We start from the raw sequence: 19,919 nt of genomic DNA on the forward strand, positions 1-19,919 counted from the left end.
AAACATAGGGTTAGTATACCATACCTATCAAAAAAATACGAGAAGTGAAAACAAAATGGAGCACGATGGGGATGTAAATTGTGCTTAGATTCTGTTTGGGTTTTCTGGAGTTGAGTTTGTGCTGATGATTTCTTAGAATCCTTGCGGATTCTTTTTATAATCGCTGTTACGGGGGCACCGGTGCAAGCCTAGGTCTTGCACTTTCGAAGCTTCAAACGCGGAGTACGGGATTTGTCCCTACTCCGCGTAAGCACATTGGTTGAATGGGATGAGCTACGCTATATCTAGCTTGCTCATTCCTATTCAACTTTGTGGGGGAAAGAAAACGAAATACTGTAAATACATTAATGTATTTACAGTATTTCGTTTTCTTTCCCCCTCACATTCGATGCCATTCCCCGTTACTGCGATTATAAAATCCGCAAGTTTCTTTGAAATCATCTATATAGAAATCTAACTGAATTGAGTTTATTTTTTTCTGCTCCACAATGTTTTCTCGTATTTTTTGGGTGGTTGGTAACAATAAACAATTTCAGGAGGCGCGCTGGCTGGAGTCAAGGAAACTTCAAGAGAGAATAAAAAAAGAGAAGGGGGAGACCTTCTCTTTGGGTGGAAATAACGGATTTTATTTCTTCTTGCGATTGAGAATCGCGTTGAGGACTACGGCAAGGATGCTAGCCATCACGATTCCGTTCGAGAAGAACATTCGAAATGCGGTTGGGAGGCTATTGAAGAGATTGCTATTATTGAATCCGACCCCTACTGCAATAGACACCGCTGCAATGAGGAAGTTATGTTCATTATTGACAAAATCCACACGAGCTAGCATTTGCATGCCTTGAAGCGATACGAATCCAAACATAACAATCATTGCCCCACCAATGACAGGACTTGGAATGATTTGTGCAAGAGCGCCAAATTTTGGAAGTAGTCCCAGGAGCACAAGAAAGCCTGCTGCGTAATAAATCGGAAGACGTGTTTTTATTCCGGACATTTTAACTAAGCCTACATTTTGAGAGAAACCTGTATACGGGAATGTATTAAACACACCACCAAGGAGTACCGCTAATCCTTCTGCTCGGTATCCGTTGCGAAGTCGTGTTGCATCGATTGGATCCTTCGTAATATCAGATAAGGCAAGATAGACCCCTGTTGATTCCACCATTGATACCGTCGCAATAATACACATCATCACGATGGAAGAAAATTCAAATGTTGGAGCCCCAAAATAAAACACGGTAGGAATATGAAGGATGGGTGCTTGGCTCACAGGCGTAAAGTTCACTTGCCCCATTCCAGAAGCAATCAAGGTCCCAATCACTAATCCTAATAGAATGGAAATCGATTTGAGGAATCCTTTCGTAAAAATATTAACGACTAAAATAATGAAAACTGTAATGAGTGCGAGCATTAAACTTTCTAGAGACGGATTTGCCACGTTATTTCCCATATTTCCAATGGCAACCGGAATGAGTGTGAGTCCGATGGTCGTAATCACAGAGCCGGTAACAATGGCAGGGAAATAGTTTGCCAGTTTTGAGAAGATTCCCGAAACTAAAACCACAAAAATCCCAGAGACAATCAGCGCACCAAACATCGCTCCACTTCCATGGCTCTGTCCAATAATCGTTAATGGAGCTACTGATTGAAATGCCACGCCCAAGACGACTGGTAACCCAATTCCAAAATACTTATTGAGTTGCAGCTGAAGAAAAGTAGCTACCCCACACATAAAAATATCCGTTGAAACTAAATAGGTCAGTTGCTCGCTATTATAGCCAAGCGCCTGTCCAATCATTATCGGTACTAGAATCGAACCCGAATACATCGCTAATAGATGTTGAAGCCCTAGTACCATTGCCTTGGAATGCTTTTCCTGTTGCATTATAGGTCCGCCTCCTTAAACACAACTTTTCCGTTTTCAAACCGTTCTAAACGTGCCAGAGAAAAGACTGGAATTCCCGCTTCTTCTAGTAAACCTCTCCCCTCTTGGAAGGACTTTTCGATGACAATTCCAACCGCTTCTACTTTAGCTCCTGCCTGTTGAACAATCTCTACTAATCCTTTTGCGGCTTGCCCATTCGCTAGAAAATCATCCACGATTAACACTTTGTCCTTCTCTGAAAGGTACTTACTAGCTATGGACACCGTATTTGTCACTTGCTTTGTAAAAGAAAACACCTCTGCTGTTAGAATTCCTTCATTCATCGTGATATTTTTGGATTTTTTTGCGAAAATCATTGGGACATCTAAGGCATCTGCCGTATACAGTGCTGGAGCAATCCCTGACGCTTCAATGGTAACCACTTTTGTAATTCCAGCATCCTGAAACTTCTTAGCAAAAACATCTCCAATTTCTTTCATCAAGTGTAAATCTACCTGATGCGTTAAAAATGAGTCTACTTTAAGGATATTATCACCTAACACATAACCATCTTTTAAAATACGAGCTTCTAATGTTTCCATAACTCCTCCTTAAACCTAGGGACTTAAAAACGTACGTTAAAAACTTAACAAATTAGGATAGTTCTTATTTTACAGTTGTAACTCTGATTTTTCAACTGTTTTTTGGGGTTCGTTTTATTTTTTCGCGAATGTTTATCTCGAATTTTTTTATTGTTCTTTTTCAATTCTTATCCAACAAAAAAACGAGCAGAAAATCTGCTCGTTTTGCTTCTCTTTAACAGTTTGTAGGTTCGTCTTGTTTAAATGCCCAAAACCGTTGACCTACATAGTTTAGCAATACAAAAAGGCCCATACCGGCCACTAAAGCCAAGTTTCCTTGAAGTTTTTCACCAATACCTTCAAACAAGTACAACACAAGTGGTTTCGCGATGCCATACGCTACGATATAACAAACCGTGATATTGATGATAAAGCGGATAATGGATTTCTTCGTCGTTTCTTCCACTTTAAACGTAAACTTCTTATTCAAGAAATAACTTAAGACACTTCCACAAACATAATTCATTCCGGAAGAAAACCAGTATCCCAAGTTTAAAATATTGTAACAAAAGAACATGATGGTCATTCCAAATAATGTGTTGACAACTCCCACCGCAATAAAGGTTAGAAAGGTCTTATCGAACACCTTTTTCAATTTTTCTTGCACGTTCTCGCCTCCCAAGTCTCAAGTTCATCCTATTATACAATAAACAGCAAAATAAAACACAACTCATGAAATCATAAGTTGTGTTTTGATGATTATTATAAAAGAAATGTTATTCTTCCTCTTCTTCATCGAAGTCGCTATCAAGATCTTCGTCATCAATGATGATAAGATCTTCCTCCACACTCACTTCGTCTTCTAAGTCTTCATCTGCACCTAGTTCATTTAAGTCAGAGCGGTATGCATCAATTTCATCTTCTTCATCATCGTCGTCTAAATCAACATCTATATCATCGTCTAAGTCGTCGCTATCAAGATCTTCATCGTCAAGAAGTTCTTCATCTTCTGGATCGTCATCATTGTAATCGATAAGGTCATCTTCACTTCCGAATGCGTTAACTTTCTTACGTTTCTTACGAGGTTTTTTCACTTCTTCATCTTCCATTGAAGTCGCAATTTCTTCATCGATAGAGTCGATTGGATACCAATCACGTAAGCCCCAACGATTTTCTCCAAGTGAGATAAAGCTTCCGTCAATATTTAAATCTGTGTAAAAACGAGCCATACGAGCTTCTAATGCTTCGTCGCTTAATTCCATGTATTCTTGAATTTCTACTAGTAATTGGTTGAAATCTAAAACTTCATTCTTCGCTTCTAAAATAGCATGCGCTACTTCGACCATTGATAATTCGTTTTTGTTAATGCCATCGAGTTTCTTTAATTCCAATGGTTACACTTCCTTTCCAGTTCATCTAACACAGTATAGCATAATTTTCAAAGTTTATGCTAGTTTAGAGAGATTTTTTATACATTTTCCTTGATTTGAAGCTGAAAGGTCACTAAAGAGCTCGTAATTAGTTGTTTTTGTTGGAATAATTGGTATTCCAGTACTAGCAACAACATTTCCTCGGTCTCTTCTAGGTGTACTTGTTTGGTTCGAATCTCAAAATGCATTTGTCTACCTGCGCCTAACTCATAAATCCCTTTAGTCGCCTTCGTATGATGAAAGTCCATTTGACTACGCGCATCTCCTTGACGGTATAAAGTGACATGAGGGACCGCTTCTGTTGTATTCACTTCTACTTTTACTCGTGTATTCGTTTCTTCTTCTACATAACTAAGTACAAAACCGGAGTCCTTACGAAGACGCGTCGCATCCGCAAGCATACGTTGCTTCATCGTTTCCCCGCCTTGACTCAATACCGTCTCAATCGTTAATCTCATATTCCATCCCCCTCTCGTCCTCTTTCCTTCTCCCCTTCTGGATTTTTAGCGAGCAAGCAAACTCTACGCTCTAACTCCTATTCCAAAAAGGTTCGCAAATTCTCAAAAGTTTTGATAGCGGAGAATCCTGAGAAACTTTTCGGGGTAGGAGAACCTTACAAATTCTTATGTAGTTGTCTTTTACACAAACTACAATGCACCCCAACTCATTCTTCCCCATCCAACCTTCTTTGAATCCCAAAAGGGGCAAGCAAACTCCACGTTGCAATCCCCAATTCTAAAAAGATTTGCGAATTCAAAAGGTCTTTGATGGCGGAGAATCCTACGGAACTTTTTGGGAGGGAGAACCTTACGGATGTTATAAAAACAGTTATAGGAATTCGTATTAAATGCGAATTAGAGGGCGTAAGGAAATTTTCCCTACGCCCTCTTTGAGGCTTTAAAGGTGAGAGACCATAGGCTCGAACCGGTACCTCATAACAGTTTTTATAACAGCAATCCGTAAGGATTCGAACCCCCAAAAAGGAGCCGAAAAATTCGAAGCCATCAAATATAAATATATTTTAGCATTTCGCTAATTCTTGTTGTAATAGTTGGTTGACAACGCCAGGGTTTGCTTTCCCTTTCGTTTGCTTCATAATCTGCCCAACTAAGAATCCAACAGCGCGGTCTTTCCCATTCTTGTAGTCTTCAATCGACTGTGCATTGTTCGCCAACACATCTTGAATAATCGGTAATAACTGAGCAGGATCACTCAATTGAATCATACCGTGTTTTTCAACAACGCCTTTTGCAGTTCCGCCTTCTTCGGCTAATAGCAAGAAGACTTTCTTCGCTAATTTCGAACTGATGGTTCCGTCTGCAATTAATTGAATCATTTCTGCTAAGCTTTCTGGCGTTAACTTCAAGTCTTTCAATTCTAATTTCTTGCTGTTCATGTGCGCTGAGATGTCACCCATTAACCAGTTTGACGCTTGTTTAGGGTCGGCACCCGCAGCAACTGTTGCATCGAAGAAATCAGACATTTCTTTTGTTAATGTTAATACCATTGCATCGTATTCTGGTAAACCAAATTCGCTCACATAACGTTCACGACGTTTGCTTGGCATTTCAGGAATTGACGCACGCACTTCTTCAATCCATTCATTTGAGATTTGGAAGTTTGGTAGGTCTGGTTCTGGGAAGTAACGGTAGTCACTTGAACCTTCTTTGACACGCATTAAGATGGTTTGACCCGTCGCATCATCAAATCGACGTGTTTCTTGAAGGATTTCTCCTCCATTACGTAGGACGTTGGCTTGACGAACTTCTTCGAACGCTAACCCTTTACGGACGTTGTTAAATGAGTTTAAGTTTTTCAACTCTGTTTTTGTACCGAATTTTTCTTGCCCATAAGGACGGATTGAAATGTTCGCGTCACAACGCATGGAACCTTCTTCCATCTTCACGTCAGAAACACCTGTAAACATGATAATTTGACGAAGTGCTTCAAGGTACGCATACGCTTCTTCCGGAGAACGCATATCGGCTTCTGATACGATTTCAATCAGTGGAGTTCCTTGACGGTTTAAGTCCACATAAGAGAATCCGTCTGTACCGTGCGTATTTTTACCCGCATCTTCTTCTAGGTGGACACGTTCAATACGAATGCGTTTTGTTTGTCCTTCTACTTCGATATCAATCCAGCCATCATGACCGATTGGGTAATCGAATTGAGAGATTTGGTACGCTTTTGGATTATCAGGGTAGAAATAGTTTTTACGGTCGAATTTTGTATCTTGAGAAATCGTACAGTTCAACGCAAGAGCTGCACGCATTCCAAATTCTACCGCACGTTTATTCACGACAGGAAGTACCCCTGGATATCCCCAGTCGATGACGTTTGTATTTGTATTTGGTTCCGCACCGAAATGCGCTGGTGATGGAGAGAACATTTTTGAATCAGTTTTTAATTCAACGTGGCACTCTAAACCAATAATTGTTTCAAAGTTCATGTCATTGTTCCTCCTTATAATTGTGGACGGCGTAAGTAGTAATCATTTGCTTGTTCAAATGCATACGCTGCTTGATAAATTGTTTTTTCTTGGAAGTAATTTCCGATTAATTGAATTCCGACTGGTAGACCTTCGTTTGTGAAGCCAGCAGGGACTGAAATCGCTGGTAATCCAGCTAAGTTCACAGGAACTGTTAATAAGTCTGCCATGTACATTGCAAGAGGATCATCACTGTGTTCACCAATCCCATAAGCTGCAGATGTCGTTACAGGTCCTAAGATTAAATCATAGTTTTCAAATACTTTTGCAAAGTCTTGTTTGATTAATGTACGAACTTGTCCCGCTTTCTTGAAATAAGCATCGTAGTAGCCTGAACTTAAACTAAATGTTCCAAGCATGATACGACGTTTTACTTCCATTCCAAAACCTTCAGAACGGCTCTTCACGTATAAATCTTCTAATGTTTCTGCTTCTGTTGAACGGTGACCATAACGAATTCCGTCGAAACGTTGTAAGTTAGAAGAAGCTTCGGATGAAGCGATGATATAATACGCTGGAATCCCGTATTTAGAGTGAGGCAAGCTCACTTCTTCAACGATTGCGCCCAACGCGCGGTATTGATCAGCTGCTTTAAGAACAGCTGCTTGAACCTCAGCGTCTACACCTTCTGCAAAATATTCTTTTGGTAACGCAATACGCATGCCTTTAATGTCGCCTGTTAATCCTTTATGGTAAGCAGGAACTTCTTGTGGCACACTTGTTGAATCGCGGTGGTCATATCCTGAAATCGCGCTTAATACTAAGGCGTTATCTTGAACAGTACGTGTGAATGGTCCGATTTGGTCTAAGCTGGATGCAAAGGCAATCAAACCGTAACGAGAAATACGACCATATGTTGGTTTCATTCCAACAATACCTGTGAAACTTGCAGGTTGACGGATAGAACCACCAGTATCAGAACCTAGCGTTGCAAGCACTTCGCCAGAAGCAACCGCAGCAGCAGAACCACCTGAAGATCCACCAGGAACTTTTGTTAAGTCCCAAGGATTTTTTGTTTTCTTGAAATAAGAAGTTTCTGTTGAACCGCCCATGGCAAATTCGTCCATGTTTAATTTACCAACGTTAACCGCACCTTCAGCTTTTAATAATTCCATCACGTGCGCATCGTAAATTGGGTTGAAGTCTTCTAACATACGGCTTGAAGCAGTTGTTAAAAGGTCTCGAGTCACGATATTGTCTTTAATCCCGATTGGAAGACCTTGAAGTGACGCTTCCTCCCCGTAGCCTTTTTCATCAGCAGCTGCTGCTTGTTTTAAGGCTTCTTCTTCATTCAATGTCACGAACGCTTCTACTTTAGGTTCTAAAGCATGGATACGCTCGAATGTTGCTTTGGTTAATTCCACAGAAGTGAATTCTTTATTACGAAGACCTTCGTGAAGCTCAACTAATGTTTTGTTTTCAATAATACTCATGCTTCACCCTCCTCGTTTTCGCCCATAATTGCAGGCACTTGAATAAATCCATCTTCGCTTGTTTTCACATTACGCATTAATAAGTCGCGGTCTGTTCCTTTTTCAGCCACGTCTTCACGCATGACATTCACTAATGGATAGCCATGTGTCGTTACAGGAACTCCTGTCGTATCCACTTCTTTTAATTGTTCCACCATATCAATGATATCGCTCATTTGTTCTGTAAAATGAAGAATTTCATTGTCGGCAAAAGCTAGCTTTGCAAGTTTGGCAACGTGTCTAACTTCTTTTTCCTCAATGGCCATTTCTTTTCCTCGCTTTCAAAATCATTACTTTCCTATTGTAAACACTTTAAGCATGGTTATCAATATTAATCGAATATATGGTAAGTGAATACACCCTGCGTTAAATCTTGCATCAGGAACGCTTCTACTCCATTAATTGAACTAATACGCACTTCTACTGGAGTTGTTTTTGATAAATATTTATTAGCTGCATCGGTTACATGTTGTGCTAAGGCAATCATTTCAGATTCACCATAAAATTGTGTCATAATATCAATCACCATTTTTTTGGCCACATTATCTTGATATTTCACTCGAGCTGTAACGCCTGAGAGATTTGGGAATACGTTTTGTACTTCCGTTTTGAAATTCTCAAACGCAGTAGATTCTTCCGTTGCTGCTTCGTTCACTAGCGGTAGCACTGTCACTTTCTGGTTTACATTCGTCCAGTTCGTAATTTCAGTTCCTTCAACAGAAGTCGCTTCTAAGACATAAACGCCTCCACCAATATCATCTTTTGAAGTTTGTCTGAAGACTCCAAAGACAATCGGCACCGCTTTGAGCGCATCATTTTGACGCAGTCTTGTTAAAATTTGGTTCACGATCGTTTTAGCTTGTTCAATCATGACTTCTTTAGAAATCTTGGTTTCTGCGTCACGATCACCGTTGGTATAGTAATCCACACTATTCATCGCAACCCCAATACTAATCCCACCTAACTCAAAGTTATTTTCTGTTTGAATCATGTAGTCTTGTTCTAAAATTTGCGCTAAATATAGCGGAGCGCGTCCTGTTGGTGAAGTATCTCTATTATCAGCAGGATTCAACCCTTCTGGATTTTTATCACTTTTTCGCGCAATCCATTTAGCGGTTGTATCGGAATCGATAACCTGTCCTTCTCTAAAGAAATATTGATTCGTAGGAAATACTGTTCTAGAAAGCTCAATTAATCCTGTCTCAAAGTTTTTTAAATTAAATCCCGTATTCAAGCTTAAAGTAGCTCCACGGTTTTGACTGACTTGATATTTCCCATTAGTAATCAATGCTCTGTAAAAATTATTAGACAATTGATTCGTCGTAGACTGAACCACTTTTGTATTGGTATCATTTTTCGTATTTGTATTTTGGCGATTGGCTTGAGTAATATCTGCACAGGCGGCTAAGGTGAATGCACTCATTAACCCTAATAATCCCAAGCGTAATTGATGTTTCATATGCGTTCCTTTCTATGCAAGAGAATCCAGAAATTGTTGTTCACTCCACACTTCAATCCCTAGCGCGTTGGCTTTATCCAACTTGCTTCCGGCTGAATGTCCAGCAATCACAACGTCTGTCTTCTTAGAAACAGAGCCTGTTACTTTCGCTCCAAGCGATTCCAATTTTTCTTTTGCATCTTGTCTTGTTAATTGTTCTAATGTCCCTGTTAAAACGACAGTCTTTCCACTTAGAATATGTCCTGAAGCTTCACTGTCTGCTTTTGTCTTTCCAAGATAGCTCATATTCACTCCACGATCTTGTAATTCTTGGATAAGTTCTTGAACGGATGGTTGTTCAAAATAAGTTTTTACACTATAAGCAATAATATCACCTAAACCATCAATTTCCAACAATTGTTCAATGCTCGCCTCTTGTAAAGCCTTCATATTTTCAAAATGTTGTGCCAGTTCTTTAGCAGCCTTGGTTCCTACATGACGGATACCTAACCCTGTTAAAAGGCGTTCCAAGGAATTGGCTTTACTCTTTTCAATGGCTTCAAGAATATTTTCTGCACTCTTTTGTTGAATTTTGTCTAATGCTAATAGCTGATTCAAAGTTAATTTGTATAAATCTGCAACATCAAGAACTAGACCTTCTTCAAAAAGTTGCTTAATGATACTTGGGCCAATTCCACTCATATTCATCGCATTTCGTGAAACAAAGTGGCCCATGCCTTCTGTCAGTTGGGCTGGACATTTTGGATTCAAGCAACGAATCGCGACCTCATCTTCCAAATGTTCCAATTTCTCATGACAGACCGGGCAAGTCGTTGGAAACTCGTACGGCTGACTTGTAGCTGGACGCTTCTCAAAAATCACCCGCGTCACTTCAGGAATAATATCTCCTGCCTTATGAATCACCACGGTGTCTTCCAAGCGAATATCTCTTTCTTTCATCAAATCAATATTATGCAAGCTCGCACGTCGTACCGTCGTTCCTGCTAATTGAACAGGATCCATCACTGCAGTTGGGGTAACCACTCCAGTACGTCCCACCGTCCACTCCACATCGCGGACAACCGTTTGCGCTTCTTCCGCTGGGAATTTGTACGCAATGGCCCACCGCGGTGCTTTTACCGTATAGCCGATTTCTTCTTGAGTGGCAAAATCATTGACCTTAATCACCATACCGTCGATTTCGTATGGTAATTCTTGGCGTTTCGCACCAATCGTCTCAATGTAATTCCACACTTCATCAATCGTTTGGCATTTTAAGCGCTCAGGATTGGTTACAAAACCAATCTCTGCCATCTTCTCCAACAACTCTTCTTGAGTTGAAACATCTAGTTCTTCTACACTTGGACTACTGTATAGAAAGACGGACAAATTTCGCTTCGCCGCAATTTTAGGGTCAAGCTGGCGTAGGCTTCCTGCCGCTGCATTTCTTGGATTGGCAAAAACTTCAAGACCTTCTTCTTCGCGCGACTCGTTTAATGCCACGAATGATTTTTTCGGCATATAACATTCACCACGCACTTCGATATTCCAAGGCTCTTTTAAAGACAATGGTACTGATTTAATGGTACGCACATTGCCCGTTACATCTTCACCTGTCGTCCCATCTCCACGGGTTGCCCCAAGTTGAAGCTGCCCGTTTTGATACGTCAACGCAATAGAAAGTCCATCGATTTTTAGTTCACATATATACTCGATTGCTCGGTTCGTTAACTTGCGAAGACGCGCATCAAACTCTTCCAAATCTTCCTTCGAAAAGGCATTTGAAAGGCTGAGCATCGGATTGGTGTGAGTAACCTTCTGGAACTGCTCGAGCACTTCTCCCCCCACCCGTTGCGTAGGAGAATCAGCCGTCACGAACTCCGGATGTTCCTTTTCTAAAGCCAGTAATTCATGATAAGCCTTATCGTACTCTGCATCTGTTGCAGTAGGTTTATCTTCCACATAATACTCATGACTCCAACGATTTAATTGTTCTTTGAGCTGTTCAATTCTTTGTTGAATCGTTGTATTCATCTTCATCCTCTATTCTTCGATTTTTTCAATTGGGGCAAAACTTGCAAGGAGTCGTTTAATCCCCATCCCAGCAAAAGCCACGTCAAGTTCTTGACGGTCTCCTTCACCGGTAATACGGACTACAGTTCCCGTCCCCCATTTCTTATGAGATACTTTCATTCCAACCGTCCATCCATCAGTTGAAGTAGACGTTGGCGTTTGTTTTTCTACGCGCTGAATGCTTGCAGAAGAGTGAGATTTCTTTTGTAAATATCCCTCATTCTTTTGCACATTATTATTGCGGTAACGATCAAAGAGTCCCCCACTTGTTGCAGAAGAACCTCTGTTATAACTTGGTTTTTCTGAGTAGAAACTACTTGAATAATAAGAGTCGCTAATCGTTTCTCCTTCTTTTTGAAGAAGTTTATCATCAATTTCTTGCATAAAACGAGACTCGCGGTAATGTTGCGTTTTACCATAGAGCAGTCTTGAATACGCACGTGTCATAAAGAGCTTTTTCTCTGCACGTGTAATCCCTACATAGGCCAATCGACGTTCCTCTTCTTCATCACCTTCTTGTAAGGTTCTTGCAGAAGGAAAAATTCCGTCTTCCATCCCTACAAGGAACACGACGGGGAACTCTAACCCTTTTGCCGCATGCAAGGTCATCAATGTGATTTGTGAAGCACTCGTTTCTTCTTCATTTTCCATATCCGTCACTAAAGATAAATCCGTTAAGAATTGGACTAAAGCTGATTCTTCTGCTTCAGAATCGAACCGTTTCTCTTCGAACTCTTTAGCTACGGATAAGAATTCGCGCATATTATCGATTCGCGCATCAGCTTCCATCGTATGCGCCTGTTCAAGAGAAGCAATGTAGCCTGATTTTATCATGACTTCTTCGATTAAATCGGTTAGCGAAACGAACTCTTGCATCTTCGTTAAATCGCTAATCAATTTCGCAAAATCGGCTAAACTTTTTCCTGCTTTCCCACTAATCCCGTTAAGAGTCGTCTCAGCGGAAGCTTCTAAAAGAGAAAAGCCGTGCATTTGAGCAAAGTTTTCTAATTTTTCAATACTCTTTCCACCAATACCGCGTTTTGGCGCATTCACGACACGCCTAAAGCTAAAGTCATCGGTCGGATTCACTAATAAACGTAAATAGGCGAGTAAATTCTTGATTTCCATGCGCTCGTAGAATCGTTGACCTCCTACCATTTTGAATGGCATATTTGCTTTTAATAAATCTTCTTCAAGTGTCCGTGATTGAGCATTACTACGGTATAAAACTGCAAAATCACTATAATCGTACCCGTCAAAATTTACCATCTTTTGAATCGTTCTCATCACATAACGAGACTCTTCATAACCAGAAGCCGCACAATGATAGGTAATCTTGTCCCCTGCTTCATTTTCGGTCCATAACTCTTTTGGTTTACGATTTTGATTATTTTCAATCACTTGATTGGCAGCTTTTAAAATCGTCTTCGTCGAACGATAGTTTTGCTCTAGGAAGACCACCTTCGCCTCTGGATAATCGTGTTCAAACGACAAGATATTTTCCATATCAGCTCCACGCCAGCCGTAAATACTTTGATCGGCATCCCCAACTACGCAAATATTTTTGAACTTATCGGCCAACAATTGAACCAATAAGTATTGTGCATGATTTGTATCTTGGTACTCATCCACATGAATATAATGGAATTTTTGTTGATAATATGCTAATACATCTGGATACTCTTTAAACAATTTCACTGTTAACATAATTAAATCATCAAAGTCAACGGTCATATTTTTGCGTTTTTCTGCTTCGTATTCGACATAACACTTGGCTGTTATTTGGTCCATGAAGTTCACATGTGTTTTTGAGAAGGTTTCCGCATCTTCAAAATTATTTTTTGCATTACTAATGCTTGCTAAGATTCCACGTGCATCAAACTTATCCGAATCAATATTCAATTTTTGCATAATGCGTTTCATCGCGGACAGTTGATCCCCAGAATCGATAATCGTAAACGACTTTGCAAGACCGATACGTTCACAATCTCTGCGTAAAATGCGGACGCACATCGAGTGGAAAGTGGAGACCCACATATCGCCTGCTTGTTCGCCCACTAGAGCACTCACACGTTCTTTCATCTCGCTGGCCGCTTTATTCGTAAATGTAATCGCTAGAATATTCCACGGTTGTACTTCTTCCTCAGCTAAAATATAAGCCATTCGATGCGTCAACACGCGTGTCTTTCCGCTTCCAGCACCCGCCATTACGAGAAGCGGGCCTTGTGTATGCACAACCGCTTCCTTTTGGCGAGGGTTCATTCCCTTAATTAATTCGCTTGAATTTTCCACTCACTCTTTCCTTTCCTTGAGGAACTATTTTCCATTAAAGAATAAATCTGAAACTTCAATCTCTCCAAGTAGATCCACACTGGACCCTCCACTTAATCGAATCACTCCTAAGATGTCTGTTGCTCTCTTGGGTGAGGTTTGGAAAAATTCAAAATCCCATTTTGGTTTCAATAATGTTAATAAACTTGCTTTTTCAAGCATGGATTCATAAATCGGCACTAGAATCATTTCCTCAGTAGGTTCCTTGTATTGCACTGGGAGTCCTGCTGCTACTCGCGCAATGATGTCCGATAAACCTTTTCCTAATTGTGCACTTCCAAATTGTTGTTGAACTAAAGGCAATTGATTAATCGATTTCACATAAAAAATGCCATTATTTCCCATCAACACTTGAATCGAGAGAACGACTGATCCTGACAGATGATCCACTACTTTAAAAGCAATCCGCTTCAATTCTTGAACCCATTCTGGATTCATCCGACGAGAAGCAATACTATACTTCAGTTTCCCAGAGATATACACATCTTCTGTAATTGGTAGAATCGTTACACAATCCTCATAATCACGAACAATGGTCAATGAAAAGTGGCGTTGAGCAGGCACAAAGGCTGTCAACATACTTGGTCCTTCTTCGATTTTATCTAAAATTCGCTCATCAATATCTTGATCGTATAATTCGATGGGATCTTCAACTCTACTTTTGACTTGATTACTTTCTAGAAAAGCAGGTAACCCAATACTTTCTAACAAAGTTGGTAACTCTCCAATATGGGTGACAATCCCATAAGGAGCTACGTTAATCGCATGTTCTTCTAAAAATAATTTTTCGACCGTACGATTTTGCGAAATCTCTGCCAGCTCAAACGACTGGTAATATCTTGTTTTATTACTTAAAGCCACTAATGTGTCTACAGAAACTAAATTGGTCATCAGAAGGAGAGTATCTACTTTTTGGGCAAAATTGAGTAAGGATGCACGGTCATCATAGGAAGACACAATTTCATATTCTGCCATTGAAATAGCAGCCTCGTTCGATTGGTGGTAGCTATATACAACATACCCCATCTTTCTAGCAGCAATTGCAACAGATGCAACTTGCTCGTCTCCCCCAACGATTCCGATAATGGATCCTGGTAATAATTGACTCATGTGTATCCTCTCCTTTTGCATACGTTAAAATTAATTTGATTTCTTAAGAACCTCTTCGCACAGATGCGGTTGTTTCCTCGCTTGGCAATTTATCATATTGATACAATTGATGTTCTTCAATCATTTGAATCAGCTTTTGTGCATAGGTTGGGTCGGTGGCATATCCTGCATCTTGTAAGGCTTGAGCTGCTTGTTTATAATTTCTAGCCCCTAGCACTTTATGATACAGCGTGGGATCCCAATCCACTCCATAAGCCAACAATTGCGCATGAGCTTCCACTGAATCAGCCCAGCTATCGTACACACGAAAGCGACCATTAATCGTTATCCATGTTTCATTCACGAATTCCGCAGTTTCTAGCACCACATTCGGTTGTGCAGTTGTCGCTTTTACACCATATAAATTATAATATTTGTTCGCTAATAAGCTTTCGCCCCAGTTCGATTCGAGGATTGCTTGCGCCAAACTGACACTCGGCAATACTCCATAATCGCGATACGCTTTTTGGGCTGCTGGAGCAAGTGTCTCTATGAAGGTCTCTCTTGTAGACGTTTCTGCCTTGTGCTGTAGTTTATTCTCAGACAACCATGTGATGGTTCCGGCTAAAAGAACACTCGTTACAGCTACGAGGAGGAGCGCCGTCAATTTAGACAATGACTTAACCCACTCTACAAGATGAAACGCGAATTTACTTTTTCTTTTCCTTCTTTTCGCCACAATTTCACCACTTTCTTCATCTTTCAATTTTATCATAAAATACCCTATAAAAAAATGGATACCCCCTTGTTTTAAAGAGAGTATCCGTGATTTTAATCATTCAATTTTTATTCTGCATCATTTTCTGGAACAAATACGTTTTTACCGTATTCTAAGTATTTCTGTTGGGCTTTTTCATCTCGAATCCACTCGAGTAATCCTTGTTTCTTTGTTCCAATTTGTTTATGCGTAATTCCCACAATTCGAATTTCAATAATATCTTGATAACTCCAGCTTCCATAATTAGTCGCAATGCGTAAGATGGTCACATTCTCTTTGAATTTTCCTTTGCTAACAGCAGCCGTCTTCCATTCCACTCGGACATTTTCTTGGCGAATCCAATGATTAGCAATTTGGACTTTTAGCCTTAAATACTCTGCCACTGGATCAGAAGCCACCTCAGGAAGAACTTCCGCATTTCTGGCAATTTTTTGCGCCAGCATCCACTCGTAGTCCGTAAACAGCATTGAAATCTTCTGCATGTTTTCAGATTTCAATCCTCTCTCTCCATTCTTCCATCTTGTCCAACTTTGCCCACTAATACCTAATTCTTGTGTGTAAAATGCTTTTTCTGAGAGATATCTTTCTCGAATGGCATTTACAACAATCAATACAAATGCTTCATGCATCTTCATCACCTCTCGAAATTATAATACACCTATTAGGTTCATTTTTCAAATTTTTGTCATTTTTCTACCTCGTATATTATAATAACGTTATCTTTAATGAGAGGTGAGAGTGTGTCCCAAACTTCTAAAAATCCATTTCATATTGGACTACGTACTTTAAAAACCGCTATATCCGTATTTCTTTGTGTTGTGCTATTTAGAGTATTACATCGTGGTTCTCCGATGCTGGCTGCACTGTCCGCCATCTTTAGCCTAAGAACTGACCACGAACAAACCTTTAAATTTGCGCTCTCTCGTTTTGTAGGCAACACTACAGGTGGGGTGGTCGCTATTCTACTGTTCCAATTAAGAGCCATTCTTCCGTACCAAGAATATACGGATTTATTACTAGCACCGATTGGAATTATCTTAATCATTTTATTCTGCAATCAATTCAATAAAACCGGCGTCATTAATTCTTGTTCAACCTTCTTAGTCATTTTCTTTAACGTTGAAGCAGGACAAAACACCGCCTATGCGATTCAAAGAATTTTGGATACCCTCATCGGCGCATTGATTGCCATTGGAGTAAACCATCTTCTTCCAAACCCGCACTTGAAAACTGAAGAAAAAGCGTAAACGAAAAACTACGTTAGGATATCCTAACGTAGTTTTTTTTGCTTAGTGATCCCTACCACGATAGCTATCGGCATTCGTAAAGAACACTTTTTCAATCACATCGATTGGTTTGGATAATAAAATTTCTTTTGTTTTGAGCGATTGTACTCGTAGTGTTGGTTTTCCATCCACTAACGAAATCATCACTAAATTCCCTTGATTTAAGTATGGAAGTGGAGCGTATGGATCTGTTTCAATGGTTTGACTAAGCTCTAATCGATGGTTAGCACCTAACTTGTATAGATTCCATTGAATATTCTTCCGTTCACTTGGTTCCTCATATCCTTGAATTTGATACAGTTCCTTTTCTCTCGCTTTCGCTTTAGAAGATAGTAAATACACTTGATCTTCCACTACATACACACTCGTATTTTCAAAAGCCATTGTCTCGGTCGATTCAATCTCAGTGAATTTTTTCGTCTTCGCATCAAAAGTCATCCAGTAGAATTGATTTTCTTTCGAAAAAGACGACCCCATGACAAGACGTTGGGGATCATAGACTCTCTCCCTTGAAGTAGATCTCCAGTGAAAAGATTGTAATTTTTCCGGCAAATCCACTCTTTCTACTTTAGAAGGAGTGCCCGTCTTCAAGTCAATCGAAAACATTAATAGATAAGACTTCGACTGTGCTTGACTAGCATCACTCCATTGCATCGCTGCATATAAAGTATCCCCGTCTCTATAGAAGCTAGGCGATTCAATATACGTACGGTCTCCGCGGATTTCTTTTGGAATAGATACCGTTTTAGAAACTGTCTCTTTCGTCTCGGTATTCATCAATGTATACCCAATCGCTGGATCTGAATTCGTCTGATACACATTGAATTGTGCTCCGTAATAAAGTTTATATCCTTTAAAAGTGATGGAAGTTCCGTAGCGCGGTCTATTGAGCAGTGAAAAATCTCTCATTTCATTTCGTATACCGTACGAATAAGGATTGTCTCCGAACCCAATTCGCTTCACTTCTCCGTCTAAAAGTACATGAGTAGCACCATTATGCTTGGTAATATCTTGTGTATAGGGAGTAAACTGAAACATTGCCCCTTCAACAAGTTTTTTCTCTTCTTGCGATAACTGCAGAGATGCAGGAGCAGGTTTGACATCTTTATAGACCGCAAATCCTGCACTACCAAGAAATATGAGACCACTTAGCGCAAAGATGACTGTTGCAAATTTTCTTGATTTCATTGTTCAAACCTCCTTATACGCTCACCTTATGATTTAATAAATAATCACTGAGTAATACATTTCCGATAATCCACACGAATATTCCCGTCCCTAAATATAGAATTGTTTCAGATCCGATGAAATGGAAAGCCCATTGGTATCTAGAGACTATTCCTACATAAAGAATAGCGATTAAGATATATCCGATGATGCTCATTAATTTCATCGTTGTGGATTTCTTTTCAACTCCTACCACTAATAAAGTGATTTGGAAGATGGTAATAATAGTAGCTACTCCAAATAGGAAGAAGAATAAAAATTGAGTCGCATATTTTGGAACAACTGTCTGCATAACAATGGAATTCGTTAAAAGAGACCACGGTGTCACATGATGGGAATCAAGACTCGGAATAAATAATTTTGAAAGGGTGTAATTTAAGAATACCCCAATTACTTGAACACCTTGTAGGAAGAACGTGATGATAAGCATTGTTAGTAACTTCGATAAATACACACTAAAGCGAGATCCTGGTAACATCAATAAACGGTAAATGAAGGAGCCTTTTGTACTCCACTCCGTAGACCAAATCACCGCACTATAGACAAGAATGGCCACTCCAGCGAAAAATACAGGTAATCCAATATTATTTTCCACAAGAATTACTCGAAGAATTTCTTCTTTTTCAGTTAAATTTCTCATTCCACTCAGTAATCCGGCATTCACTATCGTTAGAAACTGAAGACCGATTTGAATCAACACTTGAATCAGTGCGGTAACGAGAATAAATCCTTTGGCTTGGCCTAAATTATAAAGCGTTAGTTGAATGACTTTTCTCATTGTAAGTATACCTCCCTCATCACATCCACAATAGACTTTCCTTCTTCTTCACGAACTCGCTCTGGATAAAATTCTTTAACGATTTTTCCTTCATCTAGTAAGAGCGCCTTGTCTACAATGTACTCAATATCATTAATTTCATGTGTCGTAATTAAAACACCACGTCCGTCTAATAAATCACTTGTAAATACACGTGCAATTTCTTCGCGTGTAAAGACATCAATTCCAGAGAATGGTTCGTCCATCAAAATATAATCCGTGTCTAGTCCCATTCCAAGCAGTAAATTCAACTTAGCAACATTCCCTTTCGAAAGAGCCTTCACTTCGTCTTTTAAGTTTAATCGGAAGAACTTCAATAAATGTTTTTCTTTCGAACGATTCCAGTTTGGATAGAAGGTGCGCATAAAATCAATCGCTTCATCTACCGTTTGATTTGGGGAGATAATAGAGCTATCAGTAATATAGCTGACTTTTTCAGCAAACACTTTACGTACTGGCATATCATCAATCACGATTTTCCCTTTGTCATAAGGGAGTAAGCCCGCAATAGAATTCATAATGGTTGTTTTCCCAATCCCATTCACACCGATTAGCGCTGTTACTTCCCCTTTTTTCGCGTTAAACGAAATATCATTTAACACTTGTTTTTTCCCAAATTTCTTGCTTAAATTTTCTACCGTTAACATTTAAAACTCTCCTTCCTATCACAATTTCTGACTCAGATGGTCGATAACCTCTTTTTGAGAGAGCTGAAGCGGAGCAATCGCATCAACAAAACTCGTAATGGCTTCTTCTAACATTTCTTCTTTTAGTTGTTCGATTCTATCCTCATCTTCTGTTACTCTACTCATTACATTATTTCCTGTTGTCACAAGACCTATAGCCTCCATTTCATGAAATGCCCTTTGAACTGTATTCGGATTCACTTGCATTGCTTGAGCTAGCTCTCGTCTACTTGGCATTTCTTGTCCAGGTTTTAATCGTTTAGATACAATTTCCGCCTTGAAATAGGCGACAATTTGCTCGTAAACCGGACTTCTTTTATCAAATACAATCATCGGCTTCTCCTTTCTTTCGATTG

Annotated in this window: 19 protein-coding genes; 1 reads left to right on the forward strand and 18 read right to left on the reverse strand. The window is 39.7% G+C overall.

Features of this window, described 5'->3' with window-relative positions:
* Positions 1-625 precede the first annotated feature (625 nt).
* From ACO5V7_RS07670 to ACO5V7_RS07735, 14 genes are all read right to left on the reverse strand, one after another.
* Positions 626-1,888: a nucleobase:cation symporter-2 family protein gene (locus ACO5V7_RS07670; RefSeq protein ID WP_485485727.1), complete on the reverse strand. Its 1,263-nt coding sequence runs from the start codon at positions 1,886-1,888 to the stop codon at positions 626-628.
* The gene (locus ACO5V7_RS07675; protein WP_485485706.1) at positions 1,885-2,466 is read right to left on the reverse strand and encodes a xanthine phosphoribosyltransferase; all 582 of its coding nucleotides are present in this window, start codon (positions 2,464-2,466) and stop codon (positions 1,885-1,887) included. Before ACO5V7_RS07675 ends, ACO5V7_RS07670 begins: the two co-directional genes overlap by 4 nt.
* A gap of 214 nt (positions 2,467-2,680) precedes the next feature.
* Positions 2,681-3,112 carry a GtrA family protein gene (locus tag ACO5V7_RS07680; RefSeq protein WP_485485707.1) on the reverse strand — a complete coding sequence of 144 codons (432 nt, stop codon included), beginning with the start codon at positions 3,110-3,112 and terminating at the stop codon, positions 2,681-2,683.
* Between the two features lie 109 nt (positions 3,113-3,221).
* The gene (gene rpoE, locus ACO5V7_RS07685) at positions 3,222-3,836 is read right to left on the reverse strand and encodes a DNA-directed RNA polymerase subunit delta (RefSeq protein WP_485485708.1); all 615 of its coding nucleotides are present in this window, start codon (positions 3,834-3,836) and stop codon (positions 3,222-3,224) included.
* Between the two features lie 77 nt (positions 3,837-3,913).
* Positions 3,914-4,333, reverse strand: coding sequence for a YwiB family protein (locus ACO5V7_RS07690; RefSeq protein WP_485485709.1), 420 nt, complete (start codon positions 4,331-4,333; stop codon positions 3,914-3,916).
* 563 nt (positions 4,334-4,896) lie between these two features.
* A complete protein-coding gene (gene gatB, locus ACO5V7_RS07695; protein ID WP_485485710.1) occupies positions 4,897-6,327 on the reverse strand; it encodes an Asp-tRNA(Asn)/Glu-tRNA(Gln) amidotransferase subunit GatB in 1,431 nt (476 codons plus the stop codon).
* 14 nt (positions 6,328-6,341) lie between these two features.
* Positions 6,342-7,799, reverse strand: coding sequence for an Asp-tRNA(Asn)/Glu-tRNA(Gln) amidotransferase subunit GatA (gene gatA, locus ACO5V7_RS07700; protein WP_485485711.1), 1,458 nt, complete (start codon positions 7,797-7,799; stop codon positions 6,342-6,344).
* Entirely contained in the window at positions 7,796-8,104 is a 309-nt protein-coding gene (gatC, locus tag ACO5V7_RS07705) for an Asp-tRNA(Asn)/Glu-tRNA(Gln) amidotransferase subunit GatC (protein WP_005607728.1), read from the reverse strand. Before gatC ends, gatA begins: the two co-directional genes overlap by 4 nt.
* Positions 8,105-8,169: 65 nt before the next feature.
* Complete coding sequence (locus tag ACO5V7_RS07710; protein WP_485485712.1) at positions 8,170-9,297, reverse strand: CamS family sex pheromone protein; 1,128 nt, start codon at positions 9,295-9,297, stop codon at positions 8,170-8,172.
* Positions 9,298-9,309: 12 nt separating this feature from the next.
* Positions 9,310-11,316: an NAD-dependent DNA ligase LigA gene (gene ligA / locus ACO5V7_RS07715; RefSeq protein ID WP_485485713.1), complete on the reverse strand. Its 2,007-nt coding sequence runs from the start codon at positions 11,314-11,316 to the stop codon at positions 9,310-9,312.
* A 3-nt stretch (positions 11,317-11,319) separates the two neighbouring features.
* Positions 11,320-13,641, reverse strand: coding sequence for a DNA helicase PcrA (gene pcrA, locus ACO5V7_RS07720; protein ID WP_485485714.1), 2,322 nt, complete (start codon positions 13,639-13,641; stop codon positions 11,320-11,322).
* A 24-nt stretch (positions 13,642-13,665) separates the two neighbouring features.
* Positions 13,666-14,790 (reverse strand): ATP-grasp domain-containing protein, encoded by a 1,125-nt coding sequence (locus tag ACO5V7_RS07725; RefSeq protein ID WP_485485715.1) that lies wholly within the window; start codon positions 14,788-14,790, stop codon positions 13,666-13,668.
* 43 nt (positions 14,791-14,833) lie between these two features.
* Positions 14,834-15,544: a glycoside hydrolase family 73 protein gene (locus tag ACO5V7_RS07730; RefSeq protein WP_485485716.1), complete on the reverse strand. Its 711-nt coding sequence runs from the start codon at positions 15,542-15,544 to the stop codon at positions 14,834-14,836.
* A 71-nt stretch (positions 15,545-15,615) separates the two neighbouring features.
* A complete protein-coding gene (locus tag ACO5V7_RS07735; protein ID WP_485485728.1) occupies positions 15,616-16,182 on the reverse strand; it encodes a hypothetical protein in 567 nt (188 codons plus the stop codon).
* Between the two features lie 90 nt (positions 16,183-16,272).
* On the opposite strand from ACO5V7_RS07735, the gene ACO5V7_RS07740 reads away from it, so the two are divergent.
* Positions 16,273-16,794: an FUSC family protein gene (locus tag ACO5V7_RS07740; protein ID WP_485485717.1), complete on the forward strand. Its 522-nt coding sequence runs from the start codon at positions 16,273-16,275 to the stop codon at positions 16,792-16,794.
* A gap of 42 nt (positions 16,795-16,836) precedes the next feature.
* On the opposite strand, the gene ACO5V7_RS07745 is transcribed toward ACO5V7_RS07740, so the two are convergent.
* From ACO5V7_RS07745 to ACO5V7_RS07760, 4 genes are read right to left on the reverse strand one after another with little or no spacing between them, the layout of a single operon-like run.
* Positions 16,837-18,021, reverse strand: coding sequence for a hypothetical protein (locus ACO5V7_RS07745; RefSeq protein WP_485485718.1), 1,185 nt, complete (start codon positions 18,019-18,021; stop codon positions 16,837-16,839).
* Positions 18,022-18,034: 13 nt separating this feature from the next.
* Positions 18,035-18,838, reverse strand: a complete 804-nt coding sequence (locus ACO5V7_RS07750; RefSeq protein WP_485485719.1) for a hypothetical protein — start codon at positions 18,836-18,838, stop codon at positions 18,035-18,037.
* The gene (locus ACO5V7_RS07755) at positions 18,835-19,524 is read right to left on the reverse strand and encodes an ATP-binding cassette domain-containing protein (RefSeq protein ID WP_485485720.1); all 690 of its coding nucleotides are present in this window, start codon (positions 19,522-19,524) and stop codon (positions 18,835-18,837) included. Before ACO5V7_RS07755 ends, ACO5V7_RS07750 begins: the two co-directional genes overlap by 4 nt.
* An 18-nt stretch (positions 19,525-19,542) precedes the next feature.
* Entirely contained in the window at positions 19,543-19,896 is a 354-nt protein-coding gene (locus tag ACO5V7_RS07760; protein WP_298647649.1) for a GntR family transcriptional regulator, read from the reverse strand.
* Positions 19,897-19,919: the final 23 nt, after the last annotated feature.

The organism is Granulicatella sp. (assembly GCF_057274575.1).